Raw genomic sequence first — 24,472 nt, forward strand, 5'->3', positions numbered from 1 at the left:
CGAGGCGGTACTCCGGCCCTGACGCGGTACTCCGGTCAGTCGGCGGCGGACGGCGAGGCCGACGCGGCGGCGGTCCCGCCCGGCGACGCCGAGGCGCCGCCGTCCCGCAGCGCCGACACCGCCGCCCGCGCCACCTGCTCGACCAACGAGATCCCGGCCGTCTGCGTCGCGTTGCCGTTCGACAGCACCGCCACCAGACAGTCGTGACCGTCGACGGTCACCCGGCCGATGCTGTTGATGTCCCACAGCCCCGTCGTGCTGCGCGCCAGCCAGCCGTTCTTCAGGGCCCACGAGGATCCGTCGGCCGCCGCCGAGACCCCCCAGCGCTGGCCGGCGGCTATCCGCCCCATCAGGCCCCGGAGGTACGTCCGTGACGCCTCGCTCAGCTCCGAGTCGTCCCCGAAGACCTGCCGGAGCAGGGTGAGCTGGTCGGCGGCCGTGGTCTGCGTCAGGCCCCACAGCATGTCGTCGCCGCCCGCGGTGCCGGTCAGCCCGAACCGTTCGTTCGCGGCGTCGAGTCCCGCCGCCTTGCCGATGCTCCGCCAGAGCGCCGACGCCGAGTCGTTGTCACTGTTCTCGATCATCGCGGTGGCGTACGTCTTCTCGGCGGCCGTGAGAGACCGGTCCGCGTCCTGCGCCTGGAGCAGCAGCGTCGCGAGGATGTCCACCTTGACGATGCTGGCCGTGTCGAAGGCGCTCTCGCCGTGCGTGGCGTCGGCACCGGAGTCCAGGTCGAGCACGGCCACGGACACGGCCGCGTCGCCGGGCACGGTCACCGACTCCATCGCGGACGCCAGCAGCGCGTCGTGGTCCACCTCGGGAGCCGCCACCGTCTCCACCGCCACCTCTCCGCCGTCCGGCCCGGACGCCGACGGCGTCGGGGAGGACGACGATACGGTCCCGGCGCCCGAGTGCGCCTGCGCCTTCACATAGACGGTCCCGCCCGCCGTCGCCCCCACGACGGCGATCGTGGCGAGCGCGGTGAAGAGGAGCGGACGGCGCCGGGAGGGACGAGCGCGGCGGTCGCGACGTGCTCTGGAGGACTCCATGAGCGTCGATGCTCGGGGCGGCGACTGTGCGCGCCGTTAGACGCGGGTTAGAGGCTCGTCAGGGATGTCTGAGAATCCCGTGAAAGGCGTCACCGCCGTGTTTCGGGCCCCGCACAAGCGCAGCAGCATCCCCCCGATAGGGTCGACGACCGTGGCGAACAAGAACATTCCCGACTCCGGCTTCCCCGACGACGACGGCTCCGCCGACCCCCGGCTGAGCGCGGCGCTCGCCGCCTGGGCCGAGGACCGCGCCGCCGTGGGCCCGGTCCTGGCGGCCCTCAAGGGCGCCCGGCTCCTCGTGCCCGTGGTCGCCGTGCTCGGCGAGGTGGAGGAGGACGAGAACGGGCTGCGCCGCGAGAAGACCAGCGACATGGCCGTGCCCACACTGAAGGCGGGGGCCCGCACCGCGCTGCCCGCGTTCACGTCCACGGACTCCCTCGCCCGCTGGGACCCCGAGGCCCGCCCGGTCGCCGTACCCCTGCACCAGGCGCTGCAGGCCGCCGCCCACGAGAAGGCGGACACGGTCGTCCTCGACCTGGCCGGACCGGTGGCCTTCGAACTGACCGGGCCGGCGCTGCTGGCGCTCGCCGAGGGCCGCACGTCGGCCGACCCGCTCGCCGATCCGGCCGTGCGGGCGGCGGTGCGGGCCGCCGTGGCCGCCGAACCGGCGGTCCTGAGCGCTCACCTCGGGCCGGGGCAGGCGGACGGCACCCTGGCCCTCGTCCTCGACCCGGCCGCCGTTCCCGCGGAGGCGGCCCGCGCCGTGGCCGGGCGGCTCGCCGCCGACGAGACACTGAGGGCCCGCCTGGTGCGCGGCCTCGACCTGGCGGTGCTGCCGGCCGGGACGGCGCCTCCGGGCGAGCCCCTGTACGTGAAGAGCTGAACCGGCGGACGGGCCGGCAGCGTGGACGGATCGGCTGGGTGGACGGGCCGGCTCAGCCGTAGATCGGGCCCGTGTACTTCTCGCCCGGACCCTGGCCCGGCTCGTCCGGGACGACCGACGCCTCGCGGAACGCCAGCTGCAGCGACTTCAGGCCGTCGCGCAGCGGCGCCGCGTGGAAGGAGCTGATCTCCGTCGCGCTGCCGTCCAGCAGGCCGGCGAGGGCGTGGATCAGCTTGCGGGCCTCGTCGAGGTCCTTGTACTTCTCGCCCTCCTCGGTGAGCCCCAGCTTCACGGCCGCGGCGCTCATCAGGTTGACGGCGACCGTCACGATCACCTCGACGGCGGGGACCTCCGCGATGTCGCGGGTCATCTCGTCGAAGTCGGGGGCGCCGGGGGTCCCGGCGGGGCCGGAGGGGGAGGTCTCACTCATGCCCCACACGATAGGCGCAGGCCGGCCGGGTCACCGTACCGAGGCTCGATTGGCCCTTCCTGGCGCGGACTGCTAATCTCGTGTAACGACCGGTCGGACACGCGTGCCCCTCAGCAGGCGGATCCGGCCCACAAGTGGAGGCTCCGAACTCCCACCCGACTGTCCTCGCGGACGGCGGGTCACCCCGGTCAGGCGGCCACCATCGTTCCGTACGGACGATGGAGTCGCCCGGTAGTGCGCCCCGCGTTCACGCGGCGGTGCTCCGGTAGTGCTTGGAGCCCCGCATGTGATCGTTCGGGGCATTTTTTGTGCTTCGGCGTGGTTGAAGATCTCACAACCAAGACGTTACGCGGCCGTTCGCCAGACTGCCGCGTGGTGCTACCAAGGAGGATCCATCAGCGCCGAGCCCCGCATCAACGACCGGATTCGCGTTCCAGAGGTGCGACTTGTCGGTCCCAGTGGCGAGCAGGTGGGCATCGTCCCCCTGGCCAAGGCACTGGAGCTTGCCCAGGAGTACGACCTGGACCTGGTCGAGGTCGCGGCGAACGCCCGTCCGCCGGTCTGCAAGCTCATGGACTACGGGAAGTTCAAGTACGAGTCGGCCATGAAGGCCCGTGAGGCGCGCAAGAACCAGGCGCACACGGTCATCAAGGAGATGAAGCTCCGGCCGAAGATCGACCCGCACGACTATGACACCAAGAAGGGTCACGTCGTTCGGTTCCTCAAGCAGGGCGACAAGGTCAAGATCACGATCATGTTCCGCGGTCGTGAGCAGTCCCGGCCCGAGCTGGGCTACCGACTGCTGCAGCGTCTCGCGGAGGACGTCCAGGACCTCGGGTTCATCGAGTCGAACCCGAAGCAGGACGGCCGAAACATGATCATGGTTCTCGGTCCGCACAAGAAGAAGACCGAGGCGATGGCCGAGGCCCGTCAGGCGCAAGAGGCCCGCAAGGCCGAGGCGAAGGCCAACCCGGGTCGCTCGCAGAACGCCGCGGACGCCGACGCCGTCAACGCCGAGGGCGATGTCGAGGCCGACGCCGCGAGCGCCGAGGCTGACGTCGAGGCCCCTGCCGAGGCTTCCGCCGAGGCGTGATCCGCGGGACGCGAGTCCCAAGGACTAACCGATACAAGCGACGTTCCACCGTGCCCGGTTTCGCGACCGGGCACCGGAACGCCACCGACGAGGAGAGAACGGCGCTATGCCGAAGAACAAGTCGCACAGCGGTGCCAGCAAGCGCTTCAAGATCACCGGCTCCGGCAAGGTGCTCCGTGAGCGCGCCGGCAAGCGCCACCTGCTCGAGCACAAGTCGTCCCGCGTGACGCGCCGCCTCACCGGCAACGCCGAGATGGCCCCGGGCGACGCCGCGAAGATCAAGAAGCTTCTCGGCAAGTGATGTCGGGCGCGCGTGACGCGCGCCCGACATCGGACCGGGACCCCATCTATTCCGGGTCGTGTGAGTCCCACCACGGCCCCGCTACAAGGAGTTAACAAGTGGCACGCGTCAAGCGGGCAGTCAACGCCCACAAGAAGCGCCGGGCGATCCTCGAGGCGGCCTCCGGCTACCGCGGTCAGCGTTCGCGCCTGTACCGCAAGGCCAAGGAGCAGGTCACCCACTCGCTGGTCTACAACTACAACGACCGCAAGAAGCGCAAGGGCGACTTCCGTCGGCTGTGGATCCAGCGCATCAACGCGGCCGCCCGCGCCAACGGCATCACGTACAACCGCTTCATCCAGGGTCTGAACGCCGCGAACATCGAGGTGGACCGCAAGATCCTGGCCGAGCTGGCCGTGAACGACGCCACCGCGTTCGCCGCGCTGGTCGAGGTCGCGCAGAAGGCCCTCCCGGCGGACGTGAACGCGCCCAAGGCTGCGTGACGCCGCGCCGGCGCCGACCGACGTGACCGAAGGACCCGCAGGTGTCAGCCTGCGGGTCCTTCGCTGCTGACGCCCACCGCGTCCGTCGTGCGGCGCCGGCCGTCCGCCGCATGTCGCGCCCCGGGCGGCGGAGCCGCCCATCGATACGGCCCCGCGCCCCCGGGGAGTCGCCGGCGCCCGCTGCCGAGCCGGTCGCACAGATACCGAAGGTGAACCACATGCCCTCCGCCACCCCCGAGCCGATCTCCCCCCGCTCTCCCCGGGTCTCCGCCGCCCGGCGGCTCGCCCGGCGGAACTTCCGGGGCAAGGAACGGCTGTTTCTCGCGGAGGGGCCGCAGGCCGTGCGGGAGGCCGCCGCACACCGGGCCGGCGGCGAGCCGACCCTCGTGGAGCTGTTCGCCACCGTCGAGGCGGCGGAGCGCTACGCCGACATCATCGGCGAGGCGCGTGCCGCGGGCGCCCGGGTGCACCTCGCGGCCGACCAGGTCATCGAGGACATCTCCACCACCGTCACCCCGCAGGGGCTGGTCGGGGTCTGCCGGTTCCTGGACACGCCCTTCGAGCAGATCCTCGCCGCCCGGCCGAAGCTGGTCGCCGTGCTGGCGCATGTGCGCGACCCCGGCAACGCCGGCACCGTCCTGCGCTGCGCGGACGCCGCGGGCGCCGACGCCGTCGTGCTGACCGACGCCTCCGTCGACCTCTACAACCCCAAGGCCGTCCGCGCCTCCGTGGGCTCCCTCTTCCACCTGCCGGTGGCGGTCGGCGTCCCCGTCGAGCGGGCCGTGGCCGGGCTGAAGGAGGCCGGGGTGCGGATCCTGGCCGCCGACGGCGCCGGGGACGACGACCTCGACGACGAGCTGGACAAGCGGACGATGGGCGGACCCACGGCCTGGGTGTTCGGCAACGAGGCCTGGGGGCTCCCCGAGGAGACCCGGGACCTCGCGGACGCCGTCGTGCGGGTCCCGATCCATGGAAAGGCCGAGAGTCTGAACCTCGCGACCGCCGCCGCCGTATGTCTGTACGCATCGGCCCGTGCACAGCGCGCCTCCGGAGGGTGCCGCTCCGTCACCGAGAGCTAGTAGGGTGACCAGCTCGGGGGCCCCTCAGTCGTCTGAGAGGTGGGGTACGGGGAATGAGCGTCGGCATGAGCGGTACACGGGAGGCGCAGACCGGTCCCGACGCCACCGCGCCCCGGCCGGCCGGTGACCTCGCCGGTCCCGGCATCGATCCGGACGACCTGCCCGACGGGCTCGTCGTCGCCGACGAGCACGGGCACGTCGTCTGCTTCAACGCCGCCGCCCAGCGCATCACCGCCGTCTCGGCCGCCGACGCCCTCGGACAGCGCCTCGAGAAGGCCCTGCCGCTGGAGGATCTCGAAGGCCGCCGCTGGTGGCAGCTGACCGACCCCTACGGCGGCCTCGCCATCCGGGTCGGCCAGCCCGAACGCAACCTGCTGCTGCCGGGCGGCCGCGAGGTGCTCGTCACCGTGCGGTACGTCCGCGGCGAACCCACCGGCCCGGTCCGCCGGGTCGTCGTCTCGCTCCGCGACACCGAGGCCCGTCGCCGCACCGAGCGCAGCCACGCCGAACTGATCGCCACCGTCGCCCACGAGCTGCGCTCCCCCCTCACCTCGGTCAAGGGCTTCACCGCCACCCTGCTGGCCAAGTGGTCGCGGTTCACCGACGACCAGAAGCGGCTGATGCTGGAGACCGTCGACGCCGACGCGGACCGGGTCACCCGCCTCATCGCCGAGCTGCTCGACATCTCGCGCATCGACTCCGGACGGCTGGAGGTGCGCCGCCAGCCCGTCGACATGGGCGCGGCCGTCGGCCGGCACATCCAGGCCTACGTGGCCGCCGGACAGCCCGCCGACCGGTTCCTGCTGCGCATCGAGCAACCGCTGCCCGCCCTGTGGGCCGACCCCGACAAGGTCGACCAGGTGCTCAGCAACCTCATCGAAAATGCGGTGCGCCACGGCGAGGGAACCGTCACGATCGATGTCACGCCCGCCGCGTCACCCCGTGAGGGAGAGGACACCGGCACATCGGTCACCGTGAGCGACGAGGGCGCAGGCATCCCGGAGGAGTCCATGAACCGCGTCTTCACCCGCTTCTGGCGGGGCAGCAAGCGCGGCGGCACGGGCCTCGGGCTGTACATCGTCAAGGGCATCGTCGAAGCCCACGGCGGCGTCATCACGGTCGGCCGGGCCCCCGGCGGCGGCGCCGAGTTCCGATTTACGTTGCCCGTGAGCGCACCGGCGTATCTCACCTGAGAACCGGCCGGGCCGCCCGCGGGCGCATGCGTATACCTCCACCCCGTTAGACTCGGCCTTTGGCACCTTTGTGTCCCATGGACGGCCCTCTGACCTCTGCGTGAGTCGGTGACGGGGACCTTCAGCCAGCCAACCGGAAGCACGGGAAGAGATGTCGGCACCGAATAAGTCGTACGACCCGGTAGAGGTCGAGGCCTTGAAACCGGAAGAGATCGAGCGCATGCGGGACGGGGCGCTCGCCGCCTTCGCCGCCGCGGACTCCCTCGACGCACTCCAGGAGGCCAAGGTCGCCCACACCGGCGGCACCTCCCCGCTCGCCCTCGCCAACCGCGAGATCGGCGCCCTGCCGCCGCACGCCAAGGCGGCCGCCGGCAAGCTGGTCGGCCAGGCCCGGGGCGCCGTGAACAAGGCCCTCGCCGCGCGTCAGGAGGAGCTCGAGGCCGAGCGTGACCAGCGCGTGCTGGTCGAGGAGGCGGTGGACGTCACACTGCCGTACGACCGCGTGCAGGCCGGCGCCCGCCACCCGCTCACCACGCTCTCCGAGCGCATCGAGGACGTCTTCGTGGCCATGGGCTACGAGGTCGCCGAGGGCCCGCAGGTCGAGGCCGAGTGGTTCAACTTCGACGCGCTCAACATCGGCCCGGACCACCCCGCCCGCGGCGAGGCCGACACGTTCTTCGTGCAGGGCCCGCAGGGCGGCACCGAGTCCGGGGTCGTGCTGCGCACCCACACCTCGCCGGTCCAGATCCGCTCGCTGCTCGGCCGTGAGCTGCCGGTGTACGTGATCTGCCCCGGCCGCGTGTACCGCACCGACGAGCTGGACGCGACGCACACCCCGGTCTTCCACCAGGTCGAGCTGCTGGCCGTGGACGAGGGCCTGACCATGGCCGACCTCAAGGGCACCCTGGACCACATGGTCCAGTCGCTGTTCGGCGAGGGCATGAAGACCCGGCTGCGGCCGAACTTCTTCCCCTTCACCGAGCCGTCCGCCGAGATGGACATGGTGTGCTACGTCTGCCGCGGCGAGTCCGTCGGCAACCCCGACCGCCCCTGCCGCACCTGCTCCAGCGAAGGCTGGATCGAGCTCGGCGGCTGCGGCATGGTCAACCCCAAGGTGCTGGCCGCCTGCGGCGTCGACCCGGAGAAGTACAGCGGGTTCGCCTTCGGGTTCGGCATCGAGCGGATGCTGATGTTCCGCCACAACGTCGAAGACATGCGAGACATGGTCGAGGGTGACGTCCGGTTCACCCGGCCGTTCGGGATGGAGATCTGATGCGGGTCCCGCTTTCCTGGCTGCGGGAGTACGTCGACCTGCCGGCCACCGAGACCGGCCGTGACGTGCAGGCCAAGCTCGTGTCGGCGGGCCTCGAGGTGGAGACCGTCGAGCCCCTCGGAGCCGACCTCAAGGGTCCCCTCGTCGTGGGCCAGGTGCTCACCATCGAGGAGCTCGAGGGCTTCAAGAAGCCGATCCGCTTCTGCACCGTCGACGTCGGCACCGCCAACGGCACCGGCGAGCCGCAGGAGATCGTCTGCGGCGCCCGCAACTTCGCCGTCGGCGACAAGGTCGTCGTGGTCCTCCCGGGCGCCGTCCTGCCCGGCGGCTTCTCCATCGCCGCGCGCAAGACGTACGGCAAGACCTCCCACGGCATGATCTGCTCCGGCGACGAGCTGGGCATGGGCGACGACGGCAGCCACGGCATCATCGTCCTGCCGCCGGAGACCGAGGTCGGCAAGGACGCCATCGAGCTGCTCGAACTGGTCGACGAGGTCCTGGACATCGCCGTCACCGCCAACCGCGGCGACTGCCTGTCCATCCGGGGCGTCGCCCGCGAGGCCGCCATCGCCTACGGTCTGCCGCTGCGCGACCCGGCGCTGATCGACGTGCCCGCGCCGAACGCCTTCGGCTACCCGGTGCAGGTCTCCGAGCCGATGGGCTGCGACCGCTTCACCGCCCGCACCGTCACCGGTCTGAGCCCCGAGGCGCGTTCCCCGATCTGGCTGACCCGCCGGCTCCAGAAGGTCGGCATGCGTCCGATCTCGCTCGCCGTCGACGTCACCAACTACGTGATGATCGAGATCGGCCAGCCGCTGCACGCCTACGACCGTTCGCTGGTCCAGGGCACCATCGGCGTGCGCCGGGCCGCCGAGGGCGAGCGGATCGTCACCCTCGACGGGGTGACGCGGGCGCTGCACGCCGAGGACCTGGTGATCACCGACGACCGCGGCCCCATCGGCCTCGCCGGTGTCATGGGCGGCGCCGACACCGAGATCGCCGATCACGACGCCGCCGAGAACGGGGGCGCCGCGACGACCGACGTCGTCATCGAGGCCGCCCACTTCAACGCGGTGTCGATCGCGCGCACGGCCCGCCGGCACAAGCTGTCCTCCGAGGCGTCCAGGCGCTTCGAGCGCGGTGTCGACCCGCAGGCCGCGGCGGCCGCCGCGCAGCGCACGGTGGACCTGCTGGTCCTGCTCGCGGGCGGTACGGCCGACGCGGGCGTCACGGAGATCATCGCCCCGTCGGGCCCGCACACGATCAGCGTCCCGGCGAACCACCCGGACAAGGTCGCGGGCGTGGAGTACGGCCGGGAGACGGTCGTCCGCCGCCTCCAGGAGATCGGCTGCGACGTGTACGGGCAGGACGAGCTGATCGTCACCGTCCCGTCCTGGCGGCCCGACCTCGCCGAGGTCAACGACCTGGCGGAGGAGGTCATCCGGCTGGAGGGCTACGAGAACCTGCCCTCCACGCTGCCCAAGCCGCCCTCCGGCCGTGGTCTCACCCACCGTCAGCGCCTCCACCGCCGGGTCGGCCGGGCGCTGGCCGGTGCCGGCTACGTCGAGGCGCCGAACTACCCGTTCATCGGCGAGCAGGTCTTCGACCAGCTCGGCCTCGACGCCGACGACCCGGCCCGCCGTGTCGTCCGGCTGACGAACCCGCTCAACGACGAGGAGCCCGCGCTCCGTACGTCGCTGCTGCCGGGCCTGCTGGCCGCCCTGCGGCGCAACGACGGCCGGGGCTCGCACGACCTGGCGCTCTTCGAGACCGGGCTGGTGTTCCTCCCGCAGGAGGAGCAGCGCGTCGCCGGGCACCTGCCCGTCGACCGCCGTCCCACCGACGAGGAGCTCGCGTCGCTGGACGCGGTGCTGCCCGCGCAGCCGCGCCATGTCGCCGCCGTCCTCGCGGGCGCCCGCGAGCAGGCCGGCTGGTGGGGCAAGGGCCGTCCGGCGGACTGGGCCGACGCCGTCGAGGCGGCGCGTGCCGTCGCCCGCGAGGCGGGGGCCGAACTGGTCGTCCGCAGCGGCCAGTACGGGCCGTGGCACCCGGGCCGGTGCGCCGAGCTGCTGGTCGTCGTCGACGGCGCCGAGCGGGTCGTGGGCCACGCCGGTGAGCTGCACCCGCGGGTGCTGAAGGCGCTGGGGCTGCCCTCGCGTACCTCCGCGATGGAGCTGGACCTCGACGTGCTGGAGCAGGTCGGCGACGACACGCCCCAGGCGCCGAGCATCTCGGTGTTCCCGGTGGCCACGCAGGACGTCGCCCTGGTCGTCGACAGGTTCGTCCCGCACGCCGAGGTGGAGGCCGCGCTGCGCGAGGGCGCGGGTGAACTGCTGGAGGCGATCCGGCTGTTCGACGTGTACGAGAACGCGGAGCAGCTCGGCGAGGGGCGCAAGTCGCTCGCGTACGCGCTGCGCTTCCGTGCCCACGACCGGACGCTGACCGTCGACGAGGCCTCGGCCGCGAGGGACGCGGCGGTCGCCCTGGCGGGCGAGCGCACCGGAGCGGTGCTGCGCGCCTAGGCGCCGGGGGAGCCCTGCGCTCGGCCGGCCGTGACGTGGTCGCGGCCTGCCGAGCGGTCCCCGGCTCCCCGGGGGCGCCTCCGCGGTCACCTCACTCCTTCGGGTGAGATCTCCTGGTGATCCGGTCCTCCGGGCCGTCACCTCGACAGAATCGGACCGGCCTTTCGGGGCCGGTCCGATCCGCGTTGTCGGGGCCTGGACGGGGGATCATCGACATGTTCGGCATCTGGCGGCCGTTGCGCCGGGCCCGTCCGCTGGGGCTGCCCGCGGCCTGGGGCGCCCTGGCCATCTCCTACAAGTTGTTCTGTCCGCCGGCCCGGCAGGACGGGCTGCTGGCCAGGATCGTCACCAGCGCCGTCTTCTTCGCCGTGGGCACCGGGCTGGTCCTCCACATGCGGCAGGCCCTGGTACGGGAGCTGAAGCAGGCGCGGCGGGTCGCCGGGGCCGCGCAGAGCGCCCTGCTGCGTCCGCCGCCGCCGCGCGTCGACGGGCTGCACGTGGCGGCCGCTCAGCTCTCCGCGGACCGGGGCGCGAGTGTGGGCGGCGACCTGTACGAGGTGGTCGCGACCGAGCACGGGGTGCGGGTCGTGATGGGCGACGTCCGCGGGCACGGGCTTCCCGCGCTCGGCACCGTCGCCGCCCTCCTCGGCAGTTTTCGCGAGGCGGCCCACGACGAGCGCGATCTCGGCCGCGTCCTGCGCCGTCTGGAGCGTGCCCTGGAGCGCCACTTGCGCGAACGGGCCCGTGAGGCCCCCGACGCCACGGTGACGGAGGAGTTCGTCACGGTCCTGCTGCTCGAGATCCGGGAGGACGGCGAGCTGCGGGCCCTGAACTGCGGTCATCCGTGGCCGTATCTGCTGAGCGGCACGAGCGTGCGGCCGCTGGCGCGGGCGGATCCGCTGCCGCCCCTGGGGCCGTTCCCGCTGCCGGCCGAACTGCCGCCCCTGTCCTGCGGCCCGCTGCTCCCCGGTGAGTCCGTGGTCCTGTTCACGGACGGCGCCGAGGACGCGAGGGACGCCCGCGGCAGGTTCTTCTCCCTGCCGCAGACGCTGGTGACGGCCGTACGGGACCAGCCGGTCACGGCCCAGCAGATCCTGCGGGCGGTGCTGGCAGCGGTGCTGCGCCACACGGCGGCCCCACCGACCGACGACATCGCCGTCCTGGTGCTGCAGAACGGGCGGCTGCCCGCCGTCGCGGCACGGGCGGGGGACACCGCGCGACCAGCCACCGCGCCCCCGTGGCCGGCCACGCCTCTCGACGGCGTGTCCGCACGCGATTCCCGGCCCGCCCCGGCCGGCGGAACACACCGCACCGCCGGGCCGTCGCTTGAATGAGGGGGAGCCGACGGCCCGGCGAACCTCTTGCGAGGCATTCCAGTCAACCGGGGGCGAACGCTCCGCGACAGCGCGCGCACCCTGCGAATGCGCGTACTCCGTTCACACCCCGTGTGAGGGCGGACCCACTACTCTGACGGCACCGAGGCACCCGGGGGGCACCCATGCAGCCCAACACTCTGCTCGACGCGATCCTGGACGAGGCGGGCGTCTCGCACGCGGGCCTCGCCGCCCACGTCAACCAGGCCGGACGGGCCCGCGGTCTCGCCCTGCGGTACGAGCACACGGCGGTGGCCCGGTGGCTGAAGGGCCAGCGGCCGCGCGGCCAGGTGCCCGACCTGATCTGCGAGGTGCTCGCGGAGCGGCTGCACCGGCCGGTCACCCTCGACGACATCGGCCTCGGCGTGCCGGGTGAACCGGCAGGCCCGCACGGCCACTCGCTCTCCGGCTTCGTCGAGCGGGCCACCGCACTGTGGCGCTCCGACGAGCAGCAGCGCCCGCACCTCCTGGGAGCGCCCGCGGTCACCGGCACGCCGGCCGTGATGCCGGTGTGGGAGTGGGAGAACCCGCCGGAGGACGTCGACGTCTCCCGGGGCGGCCGGCACCGTGTCACCACGGCCGACATCGAGCTGCTGCGGTCCGCCCGCGCCCACTACGAGCAGATGTACCGCAAGGCGGGCGGCATCGCGACCCGCAGCCGGATCGTCGGCTTCCTCAACGCGGAGGCGGCGCCCCTGCTGCGCGGCAGCTACACCGACGAGACGGGCCGTCAACTGCACCGGGCCACCGGCGGGTTGGTCGCGGTCGCCGGGATCTGTGCCTACGACTCCGACGCGCACGGCCTGGCCCAGCGCTACTTCCACCAGGCGCTGCGCCTGGCGAAGGCCAGTGGGGACCGGGGACTCGGGGCGTACGTCATCGCCCTGCTCGTCAACCAGTCCTTGTTCATGCGGGAGTACCGGCAGGCGGTCGCCTTCGCGGAGGCCGCGCTGCGGACGGCGGGCCGGCACATCACGCCCGCCCTCGCCTCCGACCTGTACGCGATGCAGGCCAAGGCGTACGCCCACCTCGGCGACGGGACGAGCGCCCTGTCCTGCATCCGGCGTGCCGAGACCGCCGCCGGTCACATCCGGCGCGGACACGAGCCGGACGAGACCGGCTATGTCCAACCGGGCCTGGTCAACGTCCAGGTGGCGGAGGCGCTGCTCAGCCTCGGCGACCTCGCGGCCGCCGCCGAGCACGCCGCGGCCGCCGTCGACACCCCGGCGCACGACCGGGGGCGGGTGCACCGGCTGGCCATGCTCAGCACCATCGAGCTGCGCCAGGGCAACACCGACAAGGCGGTGGTCACCGCGGTGCAGATGGCCGAACAGGCCCGGGGGATGGAGTCCCAGCGCCTGCGCGACAGGCTCCGGGCGGTGCGCGAACACCTGGCGCGCAGCGGTTGCGCCGGCACGGCCGAGGCCGCCGAACTCATCGACGGGGCGCTGCGCGTACCGCTGTAGGCGGGGCGCGGCGGGGTATCCGACACCGACACCGACACGACACCTCCACAGGCATCCACCCCCGCGGCTCCGCCGACGCTGCACAGTTCCTGCTGCGATATTGCCACTCACTCGACGGAAGGTGGCAGAACCGTGCAGTGGACGAAACAGAACGAACAAACTGTGTATGAAAACCGCTGGTTCAGCGTCAACCTGGCAGATGTGGAACTGCCCGACGGCCGGCACCTCGATCACTTCCTCATACGGCTGAGGCCGGTCGCGGTCGCGACGGTCGTGAACCGGGCCAACGAGGTTCTCCTGCTGTGGCGCCACCGCTTCATCACCGACAGCTGGGGATGGGAGCTCGCGGCGGGAGTGGTCGAGGACGGCGAGGACATCGCGGGCGCGGCCGCCAGGGAACTCGAGGAGGAGACCGGCTGGCGGCCGGGGCCGCTGCGTCATCTGATGAGCGTGGAGCCGTCCAACGGGCTCACCGACGCCGTCCATCACATCTACTGGTCGGACCACGGCGAGTACATGGGGCACCCGGTGGACGACTTCGAGTCGGACCGCCGGGAGTGGGTCCCGCTCAAGATCGTTCCCGATCTGGTCGCCCGGGGGGAGGTCCCGGCCGCCAACATGGTGGCCGCGTTGCTGCTGCTGCACCACCTCAGGCTCGCCGAGGGCTAGCCGCGCACCGGCCGTGGACCGGAGGCGGACCGGCCGGGATCAGTGGGACAGCGCCTGCCACACCGTCGCGACCAGTGCCCCCAGAGCCGTGAGCGCCGCGAGCGAGGGCAGCGGCCAGCGCGCGTGTTCCAGCGAGATCATGCGGGTGTTCAGCTCGTCCAGTTCCTTGGCGGTCTCCTCGGTGCGGTGGGACAGCAGCGCCAGCCCGCCCTCGACGCGGGCGTAGGCCACATCGAGCCGGCGGCGTAACTCTGCGAGTTCTCCATGAACCACGGGATGCTCGGGGTCGGCGGTCACGTGTCCGCTCCTTTGCGTAGTCGTCTCCCATCCCTTGCATGCGCATGACGAGTGAACCCGCCCGGTGGGCCGACGGGGAGAGTGTGCGCGGGGCATATGCGAACCCGTGGCGCACACGGCGTGTGAATGCCGCGGGCCCGGCACTCCGAGGAGCGCCGGGCCCGTGGGGAGCACGGTGGGTGATCAGTACGCGTAGAAGCCCGAGCCGGTCTTGCGGCCCAGCCGGCCCGCGTCGACCATGCGCTGGAGCAGCGGGGGAGCGGCGTACAGCGGCTCCTTGTACTCCTCGTACATGCTCTGCGCCACCGACGCGACGGTGTCCAGGCCGATCAGGTCGGACAGCTTCAGCGGACCCATCGGGTGGGCGCAGCCCATCTCCATGCCGTTGTCGATGTCCTCGCGGCTGGCGATGCCCGTCTCGAACATCCGGATCGCGGAGAGCAGGTAGGGGATCAGCAGCGCGTTGACGACGAAGCCGGACCGGTCCTGGGCGCGGATCGCGTGCTTGCCCAGCACCTTCTCGGCGAACAGCTGGGCCCGGCTGAGCGTGCCCTCGGAGGTGGTCAGCGCCGGGATCAGCTCGACGAGCTGCTGCACCGGAGCCGGGTTGAAGAAGTGGACGCCGACGACGTGGTCGGGCCGCGAGGTGGCGACCGCCAGCTTCACCAGCGGGATGGAGGAGGTGTTGGAGGCGAGGATCGCGTCGGGGCGGGTCACGACCTGGTCGAGGACCTGGAAGATCTCGGTCTTGACCTGCTCGTTCTCGACCACGGCCTCGATGACCAGATCGCGGTCGGCGAACTCGCCGAGATCGGTGGTGAAGCTCAGCCGCGCGAGGGCGGCGTCCCGCTCCTCCTCGGAGATCTTGCCGCGCTCGGCGGCCTTGGCCAGGGAGTTCAGGAGCCGGGTACGGCCGATCTCCAGGGCTTCGCCGGTGGTCTCGGCGACCTTGACGTCGAGACCGGCGCGGGCGCAGACCTCTGCGATGCCCGCTCCCATCTGGCCGCAGCCCACCACTCCGACGCGTGAGAGATCTCCCGCTGGGGTGCCCGTCACATCAGTCCCTTTCGCCGCGCTGACTCAGATGGCAGAAGCAGGCGTGCCGGGTCCCGGCCGCCCTGCTCCGATCGTGCACGTTACTAGCAAGTATCGATGATCGATCGTCGGGGTGGAGGCATGCTGGAGCGCGAAACGATCCGTGACCGAGCGGATCCGCAGAGTGTGTGGGGATGTGTGCGATGGGGCGACTGACCCGGCGGGCGTTCGCGCTGGCAGCGCTGTCGGCGTTCACCACGACGGGCGCGGCGGCCGCTCCCTCGGGGGGACGGCGGGCGGCGACCGAGATGCGGGGGATGTGGCTGGCGACCGTGTCCAACCGGGACTGGCCGTCCCGCCCCGGGCTGTCCGCCGCCGCGCAGCGCGCCGAACTGATCGCCATGCTCGACCTGGCGGTGAGCCGGCGGCTGAACACGGTGATCTTCCAGGTGCGGCCGACGGCGGACGCGCTGTGGCCCTCTCCCCACGAACCCTGGTCCCAGGTGCTCACCGGCACCCAGGGCAGGGCGCCGGGCTGGGACCCGCTGGGCACGGCCGTCACGGAGGCGCACGCGCGGGGGCTGCAGCTGCACGCCTGGTTCAACCCCTACCGGGTCGCGACCCATGACGACCCGTCGAAACTCGTCGCCTCCCACCCCGCGCGCCGGCGCCCGGAGTGGGTGGTCCCGTTCGGCGGCAAGCTCTACTACAACCCGGGCCTGCCCGAGGTCCGCGCCTTCGTCCAGGACGCGATCCTCGACGCCGTGAAGAAGTACCCCGTGGACGCCGTGCACTTCGACGACTACTTCTATCCGTACCCGGTGGCCGGCCAGACCTTCGACGACGAGGCCGCCTACGACACCTACGGCGGCGCCTTCCCCAGCCGCGCGGCCTGGCGGCGCGACAACGTCGACCAGCTGGTGCTGGAGACGGCCGCCCGGATCAAGGCGGTACGGCCCTCCACGCAGTTCGGGATCAGCCCCTTCGGCGTGTGGCGCAACGCCTCCACCGACTCACGCGGCTCGGACACCCGGGCGCTCCAGTCGTACGACGACATCCACGCGGACACCCGCAAGTGGGTGCGGGAGGGCTGGATCGACTACATCGTCCCGCAGCTCTACTGGAACATCGGGCTGTCGGTCGCCGACTACGCCAAGCTCGTGCCCTGGTGGGCGGAGGTGGCGAAGGGCAGCCGCACCCGCCTCTACGTCGGCGAGGCCCTCTACCGGGCGGGCGACCCGGCGCAGCCCGCGGCCTGGCAGGACCCGGCCGAGCTGTCCGACCACCTCGACCTGGCCGCAGCCCACCCGCAGGTGCGCGGGCACGTCTTCTTCGCCGCCAAGGACGTGCGCACCGACCGGATCGGGGCGATGGCGCGGGTGGTCGCCGACCACTACCGGCAGCCGGCGGACCCCCCGCGCTGATCTATCGCTGGTCCTCGGCCGTCCTGTGGCGGATCTCGGTGTCGGGGCCGGGCGAGCACACGCCCACATGCCCGTCCGTGAAGCGGACGCGGTACGGGGGATTCCCCTCCTGGCCCATGACCTCGACGATCTCGCCGACCTTGTCGTGCTGGCCGACCACCCTGCCGTGCTGGACGAACTGGTCGCCCTTGGTTGCGCGCATCTGCGGGGCCTCCTCACCGGGTGCGGCGCTGCGTCTGCCGTGACTAGCCGCGCGCCCGCTGCGTGACGGCGATGCAGACGAGCACGGCGGCGGCCGTCAGCGGAGCGGCGGGCGTGAGGTGCTCGCCCAGCAGCAGCACCGACCACACCAGTGTGAGCAGGGGCTGGGCCAACTGCAACTGGCTGGCCTTCGGGATGCCGATGACCGCCATGCCCCGGTACCAGACGACCAGGCCGAGGAACTGCGAGCCCGCCGCGACCCACAGCAGCCCGGCCACGCTGTGCGCGGTCAGGCGGGCCGGCTCATGGGCCAGGGCGAGCGCCGCGCCGGGCGCCGTGAGCGGCAGGCAGAGGACCAGGGCCCAGCCGATCACCTGCCAGCCCGGCATGACCCGGGCCAGCCGGCCGCCCTCGGTGTAGCCGGCCGCGCACACCAGCAGCGCCCCGAACAGATACGCGTCGGCGGCGGTCAGGGCCCCGCCGCTCTGCTGCACGGTGAACGCCACCACCGCGGCGGCGCCCGCCAGCGCGGCCGCCCAGAAGGCGCGGGAGGGGCGGGTCCCCATGCGCAGGGCGGACAGCAGCGCGGTCGTCAGCGGCAGCAGGCCGACCACCACGGCGGCGTGCGCGGTGGTGGACGTCCGCAGCGCGAGCGTGGTGAGCAGCGGGAAACCGACGACGACCCCGGCGGCCACGACGCCGAGTCCCGCCCAGTGCCGCCGGGCGGGCGGCGGAACGCGCAGGGCCAGCAGACAGCCGCCCGCGATCAGCGCGGCCAGCACGCTGCGCACGGCCACCAGCGACCAGGGGCCGAACCCCTCCAGACCCCAGGCGGTCGCGGGGAAGGTCAGGGAGAAGGCGACGACACCGAGGGCGGCCAGGAGCGTGCCGAGGCCTCTCGTCCGCGGGGCACCGGCGGGGGCGCTCGCGGAACGGCCGGCCGGAGTCCCGGGCGCCGTGCCCGGCGCGGTGCCGGACGGCGATTCGGCGGGGGTGCTGACCGCTATCGTGCGCCGTTCGATAGCGCTACTCTGTGTCTTCATGCATGAGCGTAGCAGTGTGGGTGAGCTGGCGGATCAGCTGCGGCGGGAGCTCGACCGCTACTCTCCAGGTGGAAAGCTCCCGTCGAGCCGGGTCCTGGTCGAACGGTTCAGGGTGAGCCCGGTGACCGTCTCGCGGGCCCTGGCGCAGCTGGCCGCCGAGGGACTGGTGGTCACCCGGCCCGGCGCGGGCGCCTTCCTGACCGGGCCGGCGCGGGCGGTCGCCGCCCCCGCCGGCGACACCTCCTGGCAGGAGGTCGCGCTGAGCGCGGACGGCGCCGCCGATCTCGTCCCGCGCTCGGTGGACGCCTCGGGCGTCACCGTGTCGCTGGCCGCGCCGCCCCCCGGCGTGATCGAGTTCAACGGCGGCTATCTGCACCCCTCGCTCCAGCCGGAGCGGGCGATGGCCGCGGCCCTGGCCCGGGCCGGGCGGCGGCCGGGCGCCTGGGGCCGGCCCCCCATGGAGGGCCTGCCCGAACTGCGCGCGTGGTTCGCGCGGACCATCGGCGGTTCCGTCACCGCGGCCGAGGTGCTGGTCAGCTCCGGTGGTCAGACGTCGCTCACCACCGCCCTGCGCGCCCTCGCGCCGCCCGGGGCGCCGGTGCTCGTCGAGTCGCCCACCTACCCGGGCATGCTCGCGATCGCCAGGGCGGCGGGCCTGCGCCCGGTCCCCGTTCCGGTCGACCCGGACGGGGTCAGGACCGAGCTGCTCGCCGACGCGTTCCGCGCGACCGGCGCCCGGGTGTTCGTCTGCCAGCCGCTGTTCCAGAACCCGACCGGCGCCGTCCTCGCCCCCGACCGGCGGGCGCAGGTGCTGCGCATCGCTCGGGAGGCCGGCGCGTTCGTCGTCGAGGACGACTTCGTGCGGCGGCTCGCGCACGAGGACGCCGGGCAGCTGCCGCGCCCGCTCGTCGCCGACGACCCCGACGGCGTCGTCGTGCACGTCGGCTCGCTGACCAAGGCGACCTCGCCGAGCTTCCGGGTCAGCGCGCTGGCCGCCCGCGGCCCGGTCCTGGAACGCCTGCGGGCCATTCAGGTCGTCGACACCTTCTTCGTGCCCCGCCCGCTGCAGGAAGCAACCCTCGAACTCGTCGGCTCGCCCGCCTGGCCGCGTCATCTGCGGTCCATCGCGGCCGAGTTGCGGGCCAGACGGGACGCGATGACGGCCACGCTGCGGCTGCGGCTGCCCGAACTGGCCCTGCCGCACATCCCGTCCGGCGGCTACCACCTGTGGCTGCGGCTGCCCGACGGCGGCGACGAAGCCGCGTTCACGGCGGCCGCCCTGCGCGCGGGCGTCGCCCTCACCCCCGGCCGCCCCTACTTCAGTGCCGAACCCCCGGCCGGTCACGTGCGGTTGAGCTTCGCCGCCGTCGCCGGGACCGAGGAGGTCGCGGAGGGGGTGCGGCGGCTGCGGACCGCCTGCGACGAGGTGTTCCCCGCAAAGCGTTCGACATGACGATCGCCGCCCTGTGAGGATCCGGCCATGACTGCCACGGATGCCATGAACGCCGTTCCGCCCCTCGCCGAGGGCTACGAGATCTCCGCCGACTCCGCCCGCGTCGACGTCGACCGAGTGCACCACTGGCTGTCCACGGACGCCTACTGGGCCCTCGGACGCGAGCGGGCGAGGCAGGAGAAGGCGATCGCCGGTTCGCTGAACTTCGGCGTCTACGACACCGCGTCGGGGGAGCAGGTCGCCTACGCGCGGGTCGTGACCGACCTCGCGGAGTTCGCCTGGCTGTGCGACGTGTACGTGGACCGGGCGGCGCGCGGCAAGGGCCTGGGGACCGCTCTCGTGGCCGCCGTCCGCGACCATCTGCGCTCGCACGGCCTGCGCCGCATCCTGCTCGCCACGCACGACGCGCACGGGGTCTACCGGCAGGTCGGCTTCGAGGCGCTGGAGAAGCCGGACCACTGGATGGCCCTGATCTTCGCGAAGCCCGGTCCGGCCTGACGGTCCGGCCTGACGGGCGCGGCGGGGTCGGAGTGAGCGGGCCGGGCGGGGCCGATCGGCGGGCCGGGTGGCCTGTTCCGGGCGTCGGGATCAGGACATGCTGTGGGGGACACCGCTTTCTGGGGACTTGTCCGGCAGGTCCTGACCCGACGGTAAGTTTTCTTCCAGCCGTCGGCCGGCAGCTCTTGACCTGCGCAGTTACGCGGCTCACCATCACCGCATGCCACTTCGGGTCACGTTCGTCGCCGCCGCTCGCAGCTCCTCGCTGCTCGCGGAACGCTTCGAGGACGACCGGCCGCTGGACCAGGACGGCTGGGCTGAGGTGCTGCAGGTGGCCGACGCCCTGCTGCCGCTCGCGGCGGCCGAGCTGCGCTACTGCTCACCGACTCCGCGCAGCCGCGCCACCGGGGACGCGCTCGGCTACGCCCCGCTGGTGCAGCTCGCGCTGCGGGACTGCGACATGGGCCGCTGGCGAGGCTTCACGCTGGGCGAGGCGATGGCCCGCGAGCCGGAGGCCGTGGACGCCTGGCTCTCCGACCCGCTCGCCACTCCGCACGGCGGCGAGTCGCTGTTCGCGTTCATCACGAGGGTCGCCGGCTGGCTCGACACCCGGCCGGTGGGCGACGGCGGCCGGATCGTCGCCGTGGCCGAGCCGAGCGTGATCCGTGCGGCCCTGGTGTACGCCCTGAAGGCGCCGCCCGCGACGTACTGGAACATCGACGTGCGTCCGCTGTCGACGACCACCGTCACCGGCCGGGCCGGTCGCTGGAACCTCCGCCTCGAAGGGGCCTCGGCTCAGCCCAGCCGCACGTAGTCGGTGGTGAGCAACAGGTCTTTGGCGGGGCCCGCCACACGCCAGACCGTCCGCCAGTGGTCCGCGTCCCGCACGGTGAACTCGCCCCGGTAGAGGTCGGCGGAGCAGGGGTGGTCGGCGATGTGCCGCCCGGTCGTCAGGTCCAGGTCGTGGAAGGGGCGGTCGTCGGCGAACCGTACGTCCGCCGTGCCGGGCGCCGGCCCCGGCCGGAAGCGCAGGGTGCGCTCGGCGGGCCGCGGCACGCCCCGCCACACGAACGTGCCGGTCTCGTGGTGCAGGAGACCTCCGCTGTCGCCGAGTGGCCGGAAGACGGTGACGCCGGTGAAGGCGCCCGCGTCGCCGCTCGCGCGATCCCGTACGGACCGCTCGACCTGCCAGCTCCCGGCCAGGTGACCCAGCACATCGGCGACTGGCCAGAACTCGTCCATCGGTGTCGTGCCGCCCCTTCTCTCCGTCACATCCGTTGCTGCGCGACCCATTGACGCGCCCCCTCCCCCTCCCTATCTTGCCGTTCGAAGTGCTGATCAATGTCCGATATTTCGAACATCGTGAACAGAGAGCCGCGGAGTGTCCATGTCACGCAGCACCACCCGCACCCGCCGGAGAGCCGGTCTCACCGTCACCGCCCTGCTGACGGCCGCCACCCTCCTCCCTGCCCCCGCGCAGGCCGATACCGCGACCGACTACGCCCTCACCGTCGACCCCACCGCCAGGGGTGCGAGGATCGACGACTCGATGTACGGCGTCTTCTTCGAGGACATCAACCGGGCGGCCGACGGCGGCCTGTACGCCGAACTCGTGCAGAACCGGTCCTTCGAGTACTCCACCGTCGACAACCGGTCGTACACCCCGCTGACCTCCTGGACGGTCGACGGCGCCGCGCAGGTCCTCGACGACGCCGGCCGGCTCAACGACCGCAACCGCAACTACCTCTCCCTGGGCGCCGGTTCGACGGTGACGAACTCCGGCTACAACACCGGTGTCCGGGTCGAGCAGGGCAAGAAGTACGACTTCTCGGTGTGGGTCCGCGCCGAGGGCGGCAGCACCCTCACCGTGCGGCTCCAGGACGCGGACGGCGCGCTGGCCACCGCCCGTGAGGTCGCCGTCGGCGGGAACGGCTGGGCCCGGTACCGGGCGACCTTCACCGCCGCCCGGAGCAGCAGCGCCGGCCGGCTCTCGGTGGGCTCCTCGGCCGCGGCCGCTCTCGACATGGTGTCCCTGTTCCCCCGTGACACCTACCGCAACGAGCCCAACGGCCTGCGCAAGGATCTCGCCGAGAAGATCGCCGCCCTCCACCCGGGCTTCGTGCGCTTTCCCGGCGGCTGCCTGGTCAACACCGGTTCCATGCAGGACTACAGCGAGGACTCCGGCTGGCAGCGCGCCCGCTCCTACCAGTGGAAGGACACCATCGGGCCCGTCGAGGAGCGTGCCGTCAACTCCAACGTCTGGGGCTACAACCAGAGTTACGGACTCGGCTACTACGAGTACTTCCGCTTCGCCGAGGACGTCGGCGCGATGCCGCTGCCCGTCGTGCCGGCCCTGGTGACCGGCTGCGGCCAGAACCGGGCCGTCGTCGACGACGCCCTCCTGAAGCGCCACATCCAGGACACCCTGGACCTCATCGAGTTCGCCAACGGCCCGGTCACCTCCACCTGGGGCAGGAAGCGCGCCCGGATGGGCCACCCCCAGCCCTTCCGCCTCACCCACCTCGAGGTCGGCAACGAGGAGAATCTGCCCGTCGAGTTCTTCGCCCGCTTCGAGCAGTTCCGCGCCGCGATCGCGGCGAAGTATCCGGACATCACCGTGATCTCCAACTCCGGCCCCGACGACGCCGGTTCGACCTTCGACACGGCCTGGCAGCTCAACCGGGACGCGGGCGTCGCGATGGTCGACGAGCACTACTACAACAGCCCGCAGTGGTTCCTGCAGAACAACGACCGCTACGACGCCTACGACCGCGGCGGCCCCAAGGTCTTCCTCGGCGAGTACGCCTCCTGGGGCAACGCCTTCAAGAACGGCCTCGCGGAGGCGGCCTTCATGACCGGCCTCGAACGCAACGCGGACGTCGTCAAGCTCGCCTCCTACGCGCCGCTGTTCGCGAACGAGGACTATGTGCAGTGGAGCCCGGACCTGGTGTGGTTCAACAACCACGCCTCCTGGAACTCGGCCAACTACGAGGTCCAGAAGCTGTTCATGACGAACGTCGGCGACCGGGTGGTGCCGTCGACCGCCACCGGGACCCCCTCCCTGCAGGGCCCCATCACCGGCGCGGTCGGTCTGTCGACCTGGGCCACCGGCGCGGCGTACGACGACGTGCAGGTCACCGGCGCGGACGGCGAGACGCTGCTGAGCGACGACTTCTCCGGCGACGCCGCGCAGTGGACGCACACGGGCGGCGGCAGCTGGTCGCTCCAGGACGGGCGGTACGTGCAGACCGACACCGCGGCCGAGAACACCATGGTCTCGGCCGGTGACACCGGCTGGCACGACTACGACCTGAAGGTGAAGGCGACCAAGACGTCCGGCAAGGAGGGCTTCCTCTTCGCCTTCGGCGTCAAGGACACCGGCAACTACTACTGGTGGAACCTCGGCGGCTGGAACAACACCCGGTCCGCCGTCGAGCAGGCCGTGGACGGCGGCAAGTCGACGCTGATCTCCAAGGCCGGGTCCGTCGAGACGGGCCGCGCCTACGACATCGAGGTCAAGGTGCGGGGCCGACAGGTCACCCTCTACCTCGACGGCCAGGAGTGGGGCAGCTTCACCGACGACAAGCCGGCCGAGCCGTTCCGCCAGGTCGTCACCCGGGACCAGAAGACCGGCGATCTGATCGTCAAGGTCGTCAACGCCGGGTCCGCGGAGGCCCGTACGGCGATCGACCTGGGCGGCGCCGAGGTCGCGTCCAGGGCGAAGGTGACCACGCTGGCCGCCGCGCCGGACGCGGTCAACACGGAGACCACGACCGCGGTCGCACCGGTCACCTCGACCTTCACCGGGGTGGCCGCGAAGTTCACCTACACCTTCCCGGCGAACTCGATCACCTTCCTGCGGATCAGGCGGCGATAGCGGATCCCGGCGGGCGCGGGTGACCGCGGCCCGCGCCCGCCGGGCGTCCCTCGGCCGTCACGCGCCCTTGCGCCGGAACCAGCCGCGCCGGGGCGGCGGCAGGTGGGGAAGCGGCTGCGGGGCGGCCGGCCCGTCGAACGGCGGCAGGGCCTTGAACCGGTCGTCGAAGGTGACCGTGGGCGTGAGCCGCAGCAGGGCGGCGCGCACGAGGGTGAGCGGATGGTCGGGGAACCGGGCGTCCCACTGCTCGTCGTCGCCGACGTGGTACGGCAGGCCGCCCGGCTGTCCACCCGTGTAGGGGTGAGGCCGGAAGTACGCGGCCGGACCCACCTGCGCCATGACCGAGGCCTCCCGCATCCCGGTCGTGGCGCCCTCGGCGGCCTGCACCTTCACGACCGTGCTGGACCCGGCCCTGGGCACGGTCCAGGAGCCGAGGAACGCCTGCCCGGGCCGGCTGCCCAGCGGCATCTTGACCAGCTGGCGGACCGCCGGGACGCCGTCCACCGTGCCGGGCTCCGCCTCGATCAGCCCGCCGCCGGCCCCGGCCGCGAGCTGTGCGAGCCCGGCCCCGAGCCGTTGCGGCTCGTGCAGCGCGGCGGGCAGGTCCGGTATCAGCGGGAAGAAGTGGACCGACAGGACGAGCCCCGCCGCGTCGGTCCACACCCCCGGCTCACGCTCGGTGAAGCCGGTCAGGTCCAGGCTGGTGAGGGGTGTCTTGGCGATCACCGGGTCGAGGTTACGCAGCCGGGCGGCCCGGGAAAAGATCACTCCGGGGCCGACTTCGGCATGGATTGCATAAACGTGCAACGAAACGTATAGTCATGCCATCCG

At 72.4% G+C, this 24,472-nt stretch carries 24 protein-coding genes; 16 read left to right on the forward strand and 8 right to left on the reverse strand.

Features of this window, described 5'->3' with window-relative positions:
• Nucleotides 1-35: 35 nt before the first annotated feature.
• A complete protein-coding gene (locus tag J2X68_RS19610) occupies nucleotides 36-1,049 on the reverse strand; it encodes a serine hydrolase (RefSeq protein WP_310433836.1) in 1,014 nt (337 codons plus the stop codon).
• 151 nt (nucleotides 1,050-1,200) lie between these two features.
• On the opposite strand from J2X68_RS19610, the gene J2X68_RS19615 reads away from it, so the two are divergent.
• Nucleotides 1,201-1,932, forward strand: coding sequence for an SseB family protein (locus J2X68_RS19615; RefSeq protein WP_310433837.1), 732 nt, complete (start codon nucleotides 1,201-1,203; stop codon nucleotides 1,930-1,932).
• 52 nt (nucleotides 1,933-1,984) lie between these two features.
• Here J2X68_RS19615 and J2X68_RS19620 read toward each other — a convergent pair whose 3' ends face one another.
• Nucleotides 1,985-2,362, reverse strand: coding sequence for a DUF1844 domain-containing protein (locus J2X68_RS19620; protein WP_310433838.1), 378 nt, complete (start codon nucleotides 2,360-2,362; stop codon nucleotides 1,985-1,987).
• Nucleotides 2,363-2,756: 394 nt separating this feature from the next.
• On the opposite strand from J2X68_RS19620, the gene infC reads away from it, so the two are divergent.
• From infC to J2X68_RS19670, 10 genes are all read left to right on the forward strand, one after another.
• Nucleotides 2,757-3,455, forward strand: coding sequence for a translation initiation factor IF-3 (gene infC / locus J2X68_RS19625; protein ID WP_310434021.1), 699 nt, complete (start codon nucleotides 2,757-2,759; stop codon nucleotides 3,453-3,455).
• 106 nt (nucleotides 3,456-3,561) lie between these two features.
• The gene (gene rpmI, locus J2X68_RS19630; RefSeq protein ID WP_003977225.1) at nucleotides 3,562-3,756 is read left to right on the forward strand and encodes a 50S ribosomal protein L35; all 195 of its coding nucleotides are present in this window, start codon (nucleotides 3,562-3,564) and stop codon (nucleotides 3,754-3,756) included.
• A gap of 98 nt (nucleotides 3,757-3,854) precedes the next feature.
• Complete coding sequence (gene rplT / locus J2X68_RS19635; RefSeq protein ID WP_020132316.1) at nucleotides 3,855-4,238, forward strand: 50S ribosomal protein L20; 384 nt, start codon at nucleotides 3,855-3,857, stop codon at nucleotides 4,236-4,238.
• Between the two features lie 218 nt (nucleotides 4,239-4,456).
• Nucleotides 4,457-5,317: an RNA methyltransferase gene (locus J2X68_RS19640; RefSeq protein WP_310433839.1), complete on the forward strand. Its 861-nt coding sequence runs from the start codon at nucleotides 4,457-4,459 to the stop codon at nucleotides 5,315-5,317.
• Nucleotides 5,318-5,370: 53 nt separating this feature from the next.
• Complete coding sequence (locus J2X68_RS19645; protein WP_310433840.1) at nucleotides 5,371-6,510, forward strand: ATP-binding protein; 1,140 nt, start codon at nucleotides 5,371-5,373, stop codon at nucleotides 6,508-6,510.
• Between the two features lie 151 nt (nucleotides 6,511-6,661).
• Nucleotides 6,662-7,783: a phenylalanine--tRNA ligase subunit alpha gene (gene pheS, locus J2X68_RS19650; protein ID WP_310433841.1), complete on the forward strand. Its 1,122-nt coding sequence runs from the start codon at nucleotides 6,662-6,664 to the stop codon at nucleotides 7,781-7,783.
• A complete protein-coding gene (gene pheT / locus J2X68_RS19655) occupies nucleotides 7,783-10,305 on the forward strand; it encodes a phenylalanine--tRNA ligase subunit beta (RefSeq protein ID WP_310433842.1) in 2,523 nt (840 codons plus the stop codon). The genes pheS and pheT overlap by 1 nt, the downstream gene beginning before the upstream one ends.
• Nucleotides 10,306-10,520: 215 nt before the next feature.
• Entirely contained in the window at nucleotides 10,521-11,639 is a 1,119-nt protein-coding gene (locus tag J2X68_RS19660) for a PP2C family protein-serine/threonine phosphatase (protein ID WP_310433843.1), read from the forward strand.
• A 164-nt stretch (nucleotides 11,640-11,803) separates the two neighbouring features.
• A complete protein-coding gene (locus J2X68_RS19665; protein ID WP_310433844.1) occupies nucleotides 11,804-13,144 on the forward strand; it encodes a transcriptional regulator in 1,341 nt (446 codons plus the stop codon).
• A gap of 132 nt (nucleotides 13,145-13,276) precedes the next feature.
• The gene (locus J2X68_RS19670) at nucleotides 13,277-13,813 is read left to right on the forward strand and encodes an NUDIX hydrolase (RefSeq protein ID WP_310433845.1); all 537 of its coding nucleotides are present in this window, start codon (nucleotides 13,277-13,279) and stop codon (nucleotides 13,811-13,813) included.
• A 39-nt stretch (nucleotides 13,814-13,852) separates the two neighbouring features.
• On the opposite strand, the gene J2X68_RS19675 is transcribed toward J2X68_RS19670, so the two are convergent.
• Nucleotides 13,853-14,110: a hypothetical protein gene (locus J2X68_RS19675; protein ID WP_310433846.1), complete on the reverse strand. Its 258-nt coding sequence runs from the start codon at nucleotides 14,108-14,110 to the stop codon at nucleotides 13,853-13,855.
• Nucleotides 14,111-14,293: 183 nt separating this feature from the next.
• Nucleotides 14,294-15,166 (reverse strand): 3-hydroxybutyryl-CoA dehydrogenase, encoded by an 873-nt coding sequence (locus J2X68_RS19680; protein WP_310433847.1) that lies wholly within the window; start codon nucleotides 15,164-15,166, stop codon nucleotides 14,294-14,296.
• A gap of 182 nt (nucleotides 15,167-15,348) precedes the next feature.
• On the opposite strand from J2X68_RS19680, the gene J2X68_RS19685 reads away from it, so the two are divergent.
• Complete coding sequence (locus J2X68_RS19685) at nucleotides 15,349-16,569, forward strand: family 10 glycosylhydrolase (protein ID WP_310433848.1); 1,221 nt, start codon at nucleotides 15,349-15,351, stop codon at nucleotides 16,567-16,569.
• A gap of 1 nt (nucleotide 16,570) precedes the next feature.
• On the opposite strand, the gene J2X68_RS19690 is transcribed toward J2X68_RS19685, so the two are convergent.
• Both J2X68_RS19690 and J2X68_RS19695 read right to left on the reverse strand, forming a co-directional pair.
• Entirely contained in the window at nucleotides 16,571-16,771 is a 201-nt protein-coding gene (locus tag J2X68_RS19690; protein WP_310433849.1) for a DUF1918 domain-containing protein, read from the reverse strand.
• A gap of 43 nt (nucleotides 16,772-16,814) precedes the next feature.
• Nucleotides 16,815-17,813: a DMT family transporter gene (locus tag J2X68_RS19695; RefSeq protein WP_310433850.1), complete on the reverse strand. Its 999-nt coding sequence runs from the start codon at nucleotides 17,811-17,813 to the stop codon at nucleotides 16,815-16,817.
• Between J2X68_RS19695 and J2X68_RS19700 the strand changes: the two genes are divergently transcribed.
• From J2X68_RS19700 to J2X68_RS19710, 3 genes are all read left to right on the forward strand, one after another.
• Nucleotides 17,812-19,266: a PLP-dependent aminotransferase family protein gene (locus J2X68_RS19700; RefSeq protein ID WP_310433851.1), complete on the forward strand. Its 1,455-nt coding sequence runs from the start codon at nucleotides 17,812-17,814 to the stop codon at nucleotides 19,264-19,266. The two genes, J2X68_RS19695 and J2X68_RS19700, sit on opposite strands and share 2 nt — an antisense overlap.
• 45 nt (nucleotides 19,267-19,311) lie before the next feature.
• Nucleotides 19,312-19,764, forward strand: coding sequence for a GNAT family N-acetyltransferase (locus J2X68_RS19705; RefSeq protein WP_310434022.1), 453 nt, complete (start codon nucleotides 19,312-19,314; stop codon nucleotides 19,762-19,764).
• Nucleotides 19,765-19,984: 220 nt separating this feature from the next.
• The gene (locus J2X68_RS19710) at nucleotides 19,985-20,578 is read left to right on the forward strand and encodes a histidine phosphatase family protein (protein ID WP_310433852.1); all 594 of its coding nucleotides are present in this window, start codon (nucleotides 19,985-19,987) and stop codon (nucleotides 20,576-20,578) included.
• Here the strand turns inward: J2X68_RS19710 and J2X68_RS19715 are convergent.
• Nucleotides 20,560-21,006 (reverse strand): DUF6314 family protein, encoded by a 447-nt coding sequence (locus J2X68_RS19715; RefSeq protein ID WP_310433853.1) that lies wholly within the window; start codon nucleotides 21,004-21,006, stop codon nucleotides 20,560-20,562. The genes J2X68_RS19710 and J2X68_RS19715 overlap by 19 nt on opposite strands.
• Before the next feature lie 145 nt (nucleotides 21,007-21,151).
• Between J2X68_RS19715 and J2X68_RS19720 the strand changes: the two genes are divergently transcribed.
• Nucleotides 21,152-23,641, forward strand: a complete 2,490-nt coding sequence (locus tag J2X68_RS19720; protein WP_310433854.1) for an alpha-L-arabinofuranosidase C-terminal domain-containing protein — start codon at nucleotides 21,152-21,154, stop codon at nucleotides 23,639-23,641.
• A gap of 57 nt (nucleotides 23,642-23,698) precedes the next feature.
• Here the strand turns inward: J2X68_RS19720 and J2X68_RS19725 are convergent, their stop codons facing one another.
• Entirely contained in the window at nucleotides 23,699-24,367 is a 669-nt protein-coding gene (locus J2X68_RS19725; RefSeq protein WP_310433855.1) for a hypothetical protein, read from the reverse strand.
• Between the last annotated feature and the right edge of the window lie 105 nt (nucleotides 24,368-24,472).

This window comes from Streptomyces sp. 3330 (assembly GCF_031456635.1).
GTDB lineage: Bacteria > Actinomycetota > Actinomycetes > Streptomycetales > Streptomycetaceae > Streptomyces.

Excerpts from the sequence above, each read along its gene's own strand:
- J2X68_RS19610 (WP_310433836.1), bottom strand. The coding sequence starts at position 1,049 with ATGGAGTCCTCCAGAGCACGTCGCGACCGCCGCGCTCGTCCCTCCCGG.
- J2X68_RS19620 (WP_310433838.1), bottom strand. The coding sequence starts at position 2,362 with ATGAGTGAGACCTCCCCCTCCGGCCCCGCCGGGACCCCCGGCGCCCCC.
- rpmI (WP_003977225.1), top strand. The coding sequence starts at position 3,562 with ATGCCGAAGAACAAGTCGCACAGCGGTGCCAGCAAGCGCTTCAAGATC.
- J2X68_RS19640 (WP_310433839.1), top strand. The coding sequence starts at position 4,457 with ATGCCCTCCGCCACCCCCGAGCCGATCTCCCCCCGCTCTCCCCGGGTC.
- J2X68_RS19645 (WP_310433840.1), top strand. The coding sequence starts at position 5,371 with ATGAGCGTCGGCATGAGCGGTACACGGGAGGCGCAGACCGGTCCCGAC.
- pheS (WP_310433841.1), top strand. The coding sequence starts at position 6,662 with ATGTCGGCACCGAATAAGTCGTACGACCCGGTAGAGGTCGAGGCCTTG.
- pheT (WP_310433842.1), top strand. The coding sequence starts at position 7,783 with ATGCGGGTCCCGCTTTCCTGGCTGCGGGAGTACGTCGACCTGCCGGCC.
- J2X68_RS19660 (WP_310433843.1), top strand. The coding sequence starts at position 10,521 with ATGTTCGGCATCTGGCGGCCGTTGCGCCGGGCCCGTCCGCTGGGGCTG.
- J2X68_RS19665 (WP_310433844.1), top strand. The coding sequence starts at position 11,804 with ATGCAGCCCAACACTCTGCTCGACGCGATCCTGGACGAGGCGGGCGTC.
- J2X68_RS19685 (WP_310433848.1), top strand. The coding sequence starts at position 15,349 with ATGGGGCGACTGACCCGGCGGGCGTTCGCGCTGGCAGCGCTGTCGGCG.
- J2X68_RS19690 (WP_310433849.1), bottom strand. The coding sequence starts at position 16,771 with ATGCGCGCAACCAAGGGCGACCAGTTCGTCCAGCACGGCAGGGTGGTC.
- J2X68_RS19700 (WP_310433851.1), top strand. The coding sequence starts at position 17,812 with ATGCATGAGCGTAGCAGTGTGGGTGAGCTGGCGGATCAGCTGCGGCGG.
- J2X68_RS19695 (WP_310433850.1), bottom strand. The coding sequence starts at position 17,813 with ATGAAGACACAGAGTAGCGCTATCGAACGGCGCACGATAGCGGTCAGC.
- J2X68_RS19705 (WP_310434022.1), top strand. The coding sequence starts at position 19,312 with ATGAACGCCGTTCCGCCCCTCGCCGAGGGCTACGAGATCTCCGCCGAC.
- J2X68_RS19710 (WP_310433852.1), top strand. The coding sequence starts at position 19,985 with ATGCCACTTCGGGTCACGTTCGTCGCCGCCGCTCGCAGCTCCTCGCTG.
- J2X68_RS19715 (WP_310433853.1), bottom strand. The coding sequence starts at position 21,006 with ATGGACGAGTTCTGGCCAGTCGCCGATGTGCTGGGTCACCTGGCCGGG.
- J2X68_RS19720 (WP_310433854.1), top strand. The coding sequence starts at position 21,152 with ATGTCACGCAGCACCACCCGCACCCGCCGGAGAGCCGGTCTCACCGTC.